This is a genomic window from Microbacterium sp. NPDC055357 (genome assembly GCF_053644835.1).
Window position 1 is genome coordinate 113,218 of record NZ_JBSHLZ010000007.1, and the last position, 6,367, is coordinate 119,584.

The 6,367-nt window shown below is 71.2% G+C and carries 6 protein-coding genes; 2 read left to right on the forward strand and 4 right to left on the reverse strand.

Annotation, left to right across the window (positions count from 1 at the left end; translation table 11 throughout):
- Position 1: 1 nt before the first annotated feature.
- Positions 2-1,261 (reverse strand): trans-sulfuration enzyme family protein, encoded by a 1,260-nt coding sequence (locus ACWICD_RS11005; RefSeq protein WP_376131312.1) that lies wholly within the window; start codon positions 1,259-1,261, stop codon positions 2-4.
- Between the two features lie 81 nt (positions 1,262-1,342).
- On the opposite strand from ACWICD_RS11005, the gene ACWICD_RS11010 reads away from it, so the two are divergent.
- Entirely contained in the window at positions 1,343-1,825 is a 483-nt protein-coding gene (locus ACWICD_RS11010; protein ID WP_376131315.1) for an Lrp/AsnC family transcriptional regulator, read from the forward strand.
- Here ACWICD_RS11010 and ACWICD_RS11015 read toward each other — a convergent pair.
- Together ACWICD_RS11015 and ACWICD_RS11020 are read right to left on the reverse strand one after the other, a co-directional pair.
- Positions 1,822-2,505, reverse strand: a complete 684-nt coding sequence (locus ACWICD_RS11015; RefSeq protein WP_376131318.1) for a hypothetical protein — start codon at positions 2,503-2,505, stop codon at positions 1,822-1,824. The two genes, ACWICD_RS11010 and ACWICD_RS11015, sit on opposite strands and share 4 nt — an antisense overlap.
- A complete protein-coding gene (locus tag ACWICD_RS11020; RefSeq protein ID WP_454140166.1) occupies positions 2,505-3,353 on the reverse strand; it encodes an LLM class F420-dependent oxidoreductase in 849 nt (282 codons plus the stop codon). Before ACWICD_RS11020 ends, ACWICD_RS11015 begins: the two co-directional genes overlap by 1 nt.
- A gap of 190 nt (positions 3,354-3,543) precedes the next feature.
- Between ACWICD_RS11020 and ACWICD_RS11025 the strand changes: the two genes are divergently transcribed.
- Positions 3,544-4,455: a ribokinase gene (locus ACWICD_RS11025; protein ID WP_454140167.1), complete on the forward strand. Its 912-nt coding sequence runs from the start codon at positions 3,544-3,546 to the stop codon at positions 4,453-4,455.
- Between the two features lie 18 nt (positions 4,456-4,473).
- Here the strand turns inward: ACWICD_RS11025 and ACWICD_RS11030 are convergent, their stop codons facing one another.
- Entirely contained in the window at positions 4,474-6,195 is a 1,722-nt protein-coding gene (locus ACWICD_RS11030; protein ID WP_454140168.1) for a long-chain-fatty-acid--CoA ligase, read from the reverse strand.
- Positions 6,196-6,367 lie beyond the last annotated feature (172 nt).

Here is a 6,367-nt window from a genome sequence, read left to right on the forward strand (position 1 = left end):
GTCAGCTCTGACCCACGAGCCCTTCGTCGGCGATCACGACGCGTTCGGCCGGCGCGTCGGCGGCGTCGAGCGCCGCGAGCACATCCGCGGTGAGGTCATCGACGTGCTCGAGACCGATCGACAGTCGCACGATGCCCGCGCCGGGCTTCGCGTCGCCCACGACAGGTCGATGGGTCAGCGAGGCCGGGTGCTGCACGAGGGAGTCGACGCCGCCCAGCGACACGGCGTGAGTCACGAGCTCGCACGCCTCGGTGAAGCGCGCCGCGGCGACATAGCCGCCCGCGAGCTCGATCGCGATGATCGAACCGGCGCCGGCCAGCTGGCGGCCGAGCAGACCCTGCGGGTCCTGGCCCGGCAGGCCGGGGTAGAACACGCGTGCGACCGCGTCGTGCGCGCTCATGCGCTCGGCGAGGGCCTGAGCGGTCTCCTGCTGCGCGCGAACGCGCACGGCGAGGGTGCGCAGACCGCGATGCAGCAGGTAGGCGCCCATGGGGTGCAGGATGCCGCCCGTCAGGGCGCGCACCTGGCGGAGCCGCTCGACCCACGCGGTCGGACCCGCGACGACGCCGCCCATGGCGTCGCCGTGCCCGCCGAGGTACTTCGTCGCGCTGTGCATGACGAGCGTCGCGCCGTGCTCGATGGGACGCTGCAGCACGGGGGTCGCGAACGTGTTGTCCACGAGTACCGGCACGTCGCCCGCCGCCGCGACGACGGCGGCGATGTCGAGCAGTTCCAGCGTGGGGTTGGCGGGCGTCTCGATGATGACCAGCCCCGTCTCGGGACGGATGTGCGCGGCCACGTCGCCGGGTGCCGACCACGTCACCTCGGTGCCCAGCAGGCCGCTCTGGAGCACGTGGTCGGTGCCGCCGTAGAGCGGACGGACCGCGACGACGTGCGGCTTGCCCGCCGAGACGGTCGCGATGAGACACGCCGTCAGCGCGGCCATGCCGCTCGCGAACGCGACGGCGCCCTCGGCGCCCTCGAGATCGGCGAGCGCCTCTTCGAACCGCGCGACGCCGGGCTGCCAGAGCCGCTGATAGACGGCGCTGCGCCCGGGGCCGAGGTCGTGACCTGTCGCGAGCTCCTCGTAGGACAGGCCTCCGACTTCGACGTCGGGCAGCGGATTGGTCGTGGACAAGTCGATGGTCGGGACGTGGGAACCGGCTTCGCGGAGGCCGGCCATACCGCCGTGCACAGCACGCGTCTCCCACCGATGGCGCTCGGGTTGCATGAGGTTCAGGACAGCAGATTCTCGCGGCATCCTCAAGTCGTAATGAAGCACCGCCTACAATTACAGAAATCATCGCAGATCCTGCGAAACACGAACCGAGAGGATGCCGCGGTGTCACGGTCCTTCGACCTCGATCCGACCGATCGGGCGCTACTGCGCGCCCTGAGCGACAACGCTCGCGCATCGGGCGCAGCGCTGGCCGCAGAACTGGGCATCGCGGAGTCCACCGTGTCGCTGCGGCTGCGCCGTCTGCAGTCGCAGGGCGTCATCAAGGGCTACCGCGTCGAGTTCGACACCGACCGGCTCGGCGCGACCGTGCAGGCGCTCATCGCCGTGCGCCTCGTGAAGCACGCCCGCACCGAGATCGAGGCCTTCCGGCGTGCCGCGACGGGGCTTCCCGGCGTCGTGCGGCTGTTCCACATGGCCGGCGCAGACGACTTCCTGCTGCACGTGCTCGCGCGCGACGCGGGCGAACTGCGCGAGTTCGTGCTCACCTACCTCACGGGGCATCCCGCGGTCGCCCACACCGAGACGAACCTCGTCTTCGAGCACGCCGACGCCGACGGCTGGCAGCGGTTCCTCGACGAGCCCTAACCGGCCCGCGTCGCGAACGCGAGATCGAGGTAGGGAAGGTCCTCGCGCGGGATGACGGCGGTGAACACTCCCCCGTTGGCGAGCTCGGCGCCGATCGCATAGACGAAGGGGTCGGTGTCGATCTCGGCGCCGACGACGATCTCGCCGTCGATCACGACGTCGACGCCGCGCCGGATGACCCGCTCCGACGTCAGGGCGGGTGAGCCCCAGTCGTGCAGCCCGACGGCGTGCTCTTCTCGGAACTGGTTCATCAGGATGTGGTTCGCGTGCTGCACGAGCAGGTACCCGAGGGTCGTGAACTCGGATGCTTCGCGGTACCAGGTCGTCTGGACCGCTTCCCAGAGCGTGCGATACCGCATCCGCTCGACCTGCTCGATCAGCCAGCGCGGCCGCGGCCACGGCGGCACCTCGTCGATCGAGCGACGGGTCGCGTCGTCGAGATCGGCGAGGTTGACCGGGTCGTCCTTGTCGTCGGGGTTGCGCCACAGCGTCGATGTGACGCTCGCCGTCATGGTTTGGAGTCCCGCCGCGTCGGTGCCCGTGCCGACGCCGATGTCGGCGTGTCCCACAGCCGGTTGCGGCGCGAACACGAGCACGGGGATCGGCATGCGCTTCAGCATCTCCTCACGCTCGATCCGCGGATCGGGGGCCTCCTCGGGGAGGCGTCCGGCGTGCTCCATCAGCCGGGCGTGATGCCGAGCGCGTCGGCCATCGTCTCGAGTGCACCCAGCGGATCCTCGCGCATGGGCAGCGACTGGATGCACACGTGGTCGGCGCCCGCATCGAGGTGCGCCCGGACGGCAGATGCGATCGTCTCGGGCGCGCCCCACGGCGTGAGCGCGTCGATGACGGCGTCGTCTGCTTCGCCCTCGAGCTGTGCGCGATCGAAGTCGAACTTCACGAGCATGTCGGCGTAGTTCGACATCTTCAGGTAGCTGCGCAGCGTGCCGCGCGCGATCTTGCGTGCAGCCTCGGGGTCGTCGGTCGCGATGAACATCTGCTCCGGCGCGAGGAAGGCGTCCGGCCCCAGGGCCTCGCGCGCGAAGCGCGTGTGCGCGGGGGTGGTGAGATAGGGGTGCGCGCCGAGGGACCTTTCGGCGGAGAGCTGCAGGGTCTTCGGGCCGAGGGCGGCGAGGAGGCGGCGGTCGGCCGGCACCCCCTCGGCATCCAGCACGTCGAGGTAGTCCCGCATCGCCGCGAGCGGGCGCGTGCGCGCGGCGTCGGCTTCGCGGTGCCCGCTGCCGATGCCCAGCACGAACCGGCCGGGGTGGTTCTCCTCGATGCGGTGGTACGACGCGGCGACCTCGGTCGCGTCGGCGTGCCAGATGTTGACGACGCCCGTGGCGACGACGATGCTCTCGGTGGCGGCGATGAGGGCTTCGACGTCGTCGAGGTCTCCGGCAGGCGAGCCGCCGACCCAGAGGGTGCGGTATCCGAGCTGCTCGATACCGCGGGCGAGCGGGGAATCGAGCACGCGGGACCCTCTCCACACGCCGATCTCGCCGAACTCCATCGATTCGTCGCTCATCTGCACATCGCCTCTCCATCGCGGTCTCGGTCCCCCCGACTCTGCCACGAATCCTCACCGGCCCGCCGCTCGGCGGGTCGGACACCGAACCGCCGCGTGCTGCCCGATGTCGCCGAGGACGACGTCATCGCGCCCCTCGCGGCGTACGATGCCGTCGAGCCCGGCGCCGCCGAGCGAAGAGGTAGAGAACATGTCCGACAGCAGCGTCGTCGTCCTGGGAAGCGCCAACGCGGACCTCGTGGTCGAGGTCGCGCGACGGCCGGGCGCCGGCGAGACGCTGCTCGGCTCGGATCTGCGCGTGCATCCCGGCGGCAAAGGCGCCAACCAGGCCGCCGCCGCCGCGCGGGCAGGCGCGGACACCGCCTTCATCGGGCGCGTCGGCGACGACGATCACGGCCGCCTTCTGCGCACGCGCCTCGCCGAAGCCGGCGTGGACACCACGGCGGCGGGTGTGGGCGACGGGGCGACCGGCACGGCGCTCATCCTGCTCACCCCCGACGGCGAGAACTCGATCGTCGTCTCGCCCGGCGAGAACCGCGAGGTGGATCGTGCGATGGTGGATGCTGCCGCCGAAGCCATCCGCGCAGCATCCGTGCTCGTCGTGAGCATGGAGATCCCCGAAGACACCGTCTCCTACGCGCTCGAGCTCGCCGGAACGGCCCGCGTGCGGATCGTGCTCAACGCTGCTCCCGCCCGGAGGCTCGACCAGGACGTGCTGCGCTGGTGCGATCCGCTCATCGTCAACGAACACGAGGCGGGCATCGTCCTGGGCGACGGAACGCTCGACACCGCGGGTCTCGCTCTCGGTCTGCTCGAGGCCGGTGCACGTTCGGTCGTCATCACGCTCGGAGCGGCGGGTGCGCTCGTCGCCGATGGCGACGGGCTGCGTTCGATCCCGGCTCACGTCGTGCGCGCGGTGGACACGACGGGAGCGGGCGACGCGTTCGTCGGTGCGACAGCGTGCGAGCTGGCCCGTGGTGCGAACCTTGCCGACGCGGTCCGCTTCGCCACCGCGATGTCGGCCATCGCGGTGCAGCATCCGGGTGCGCAGTCGTCGTATCCCGACCGCAGCGACGTGGAACGCCTGCTCGCTCAGCCCTGACGTGGCGACGCGCGCGCCTCAGTCCGTTCGCGCGAGCATGTCGTCTCGGACGACGCGGCGCAGCACCTTGCCGATCTGCGAACGCGGCAGGTCATCGACCTCGACGATGCGCTTGGGCACCTTGTAGGCCGTCACGTGCGCGCGGCAGAAGTCGCGGAGCGCGCGGGAGTCGAAGACCGTGCCCGGCTTCATCACGACCGCCGCCGCGACGTCTTCGCCGCCGGCGGAGCGGGGCAGGCCGACGACCGCCGCGCCCTCCACATCGGGGTGGAGCAGGAGCGTCTGCTCGACCTCGGTGGGGCTGACGTTGAACCCGCCGGTGATGATGAGCTCTTTCACGCGGTCGACGACCGTGACGAAGCCGTCCTCCGACATCGTCACGACGTCACCCGTGCGCAGCCAGCCTCCCGGCAGCAGGACGGCCGCGGTCTCGGCCGGCTGATTCCAGTACCCCTGGAAGACCTGGGGCCCGCGCAGGAGCAGCTCGCCGACCTCGCCGGGACCACGCTCGCTCGCGGGGTCGTCCGGGTCGACGATGCGGATGTGGGTGCTCGGGAACGGCACACCGACGGTCCCGGGCCGCCGCGACGGTCCGACCGGGTTCCCGAGAGCGACAGGTGAGGTCTCGGTCATCCCGTAGCCCTCGACCAGTAGTCCGCCGGTCGCCTCCTCCCAGCGGGTCACGGTGGGCACGGGCAGGCTCATCGCGCCCGAGATCGCGAACCGCACGCTGCGCAGATCGATCCGCCGCTGCGCGCTCGCGCGCGAGAGGGCGTCATAGATCGGCGGCACCGCCGGCAGGAATGTGGGCGGCGACGTGCGGGCCGCGGCGATGACGAGATCGACGTCGAAGGTCGGGAAGAGCACCACCTTCGCCCCGATCGACATCGCGAAGGTGAGGCACAGCGTGAGGCCGTACGCGTGGAAGAGCGGCAGGACCGCGTAGACGACCTCTTCGCCCTCGTGCAGACCGGGCAGCCACGCACGCCCCTGCGCGGCGTTCGAGCGCAGGTTCGCGTGCGAGAGGATCGCCGCCTTCGGATGACCCGTCGTGCCGCTCGTGAGCTGGAGCAGCGCCGTGTCCCCCAGCTGCGGACGAGGGATGCGGCGTGAGATCCGCCGCGCTTTCGTCACCCGCGTCCACGGAATGATCCCCTTCGCGGTCGGCCGCGCGGTGAGCCGCTCCCGCGATGCGCGCGCTCGAGCGAGCGGGAGCCGCAGGGCCACACGCTTGACGCGCGGCATGGCGTCGGTGAGCCGGACGGCGACGATCTTCGCGGGGCGGGCGTCGTCGGGCAGGGCGGCGATGACATCGGCGACCTTGTCCCACACGATCGCGACGACAGCGCCGTGCACCTCGAACTGGTGGCGCAGCTCGCGCGGCGTGTACAGCGGGTTGTGCTCGACGACGATGGCCCCCAGGCGCAGCACGGCGTAGAACGCGACGACGTGCTGCGGGCAGTTCGGCAGCACGAGGGCGACCCGGTCGCCGGGTTTCACTCCCAACGAACGAAGACCGGATGCCGCGCGGTCGACCTGCTCGCCGAGGTCGGCGTACGTCGTGCGCGCGCCGAAGTACTCCAGGGCGTCCCTCTTGCCGAACCGGGCGACCGAGGCGTCGAGCAGGTCGACGAGCGTCTCTGTGACGGGGGCGATGTCGGCGGGGACCCCGTCGGCGTACGCGGACAGCCACGGCCTCGCACTGTCGTCGACGACCTCACCGCTCTGCGGATGCATCATGTCCGCTCCTCCCTCTCGCCCTGCCCCTCCCAGCCTATGCACGCCATTGACGCCGAGACTGCATCGGGGGGGCGAGAAGGGGGGGGGTGGCCACAAGGTGGGGGGCCCAGGGGAGTCTCCAGGGGGGGGGCGGGGGGGTGGGTTCCCGGGGGCGGAAAACCCATGTTTCTCG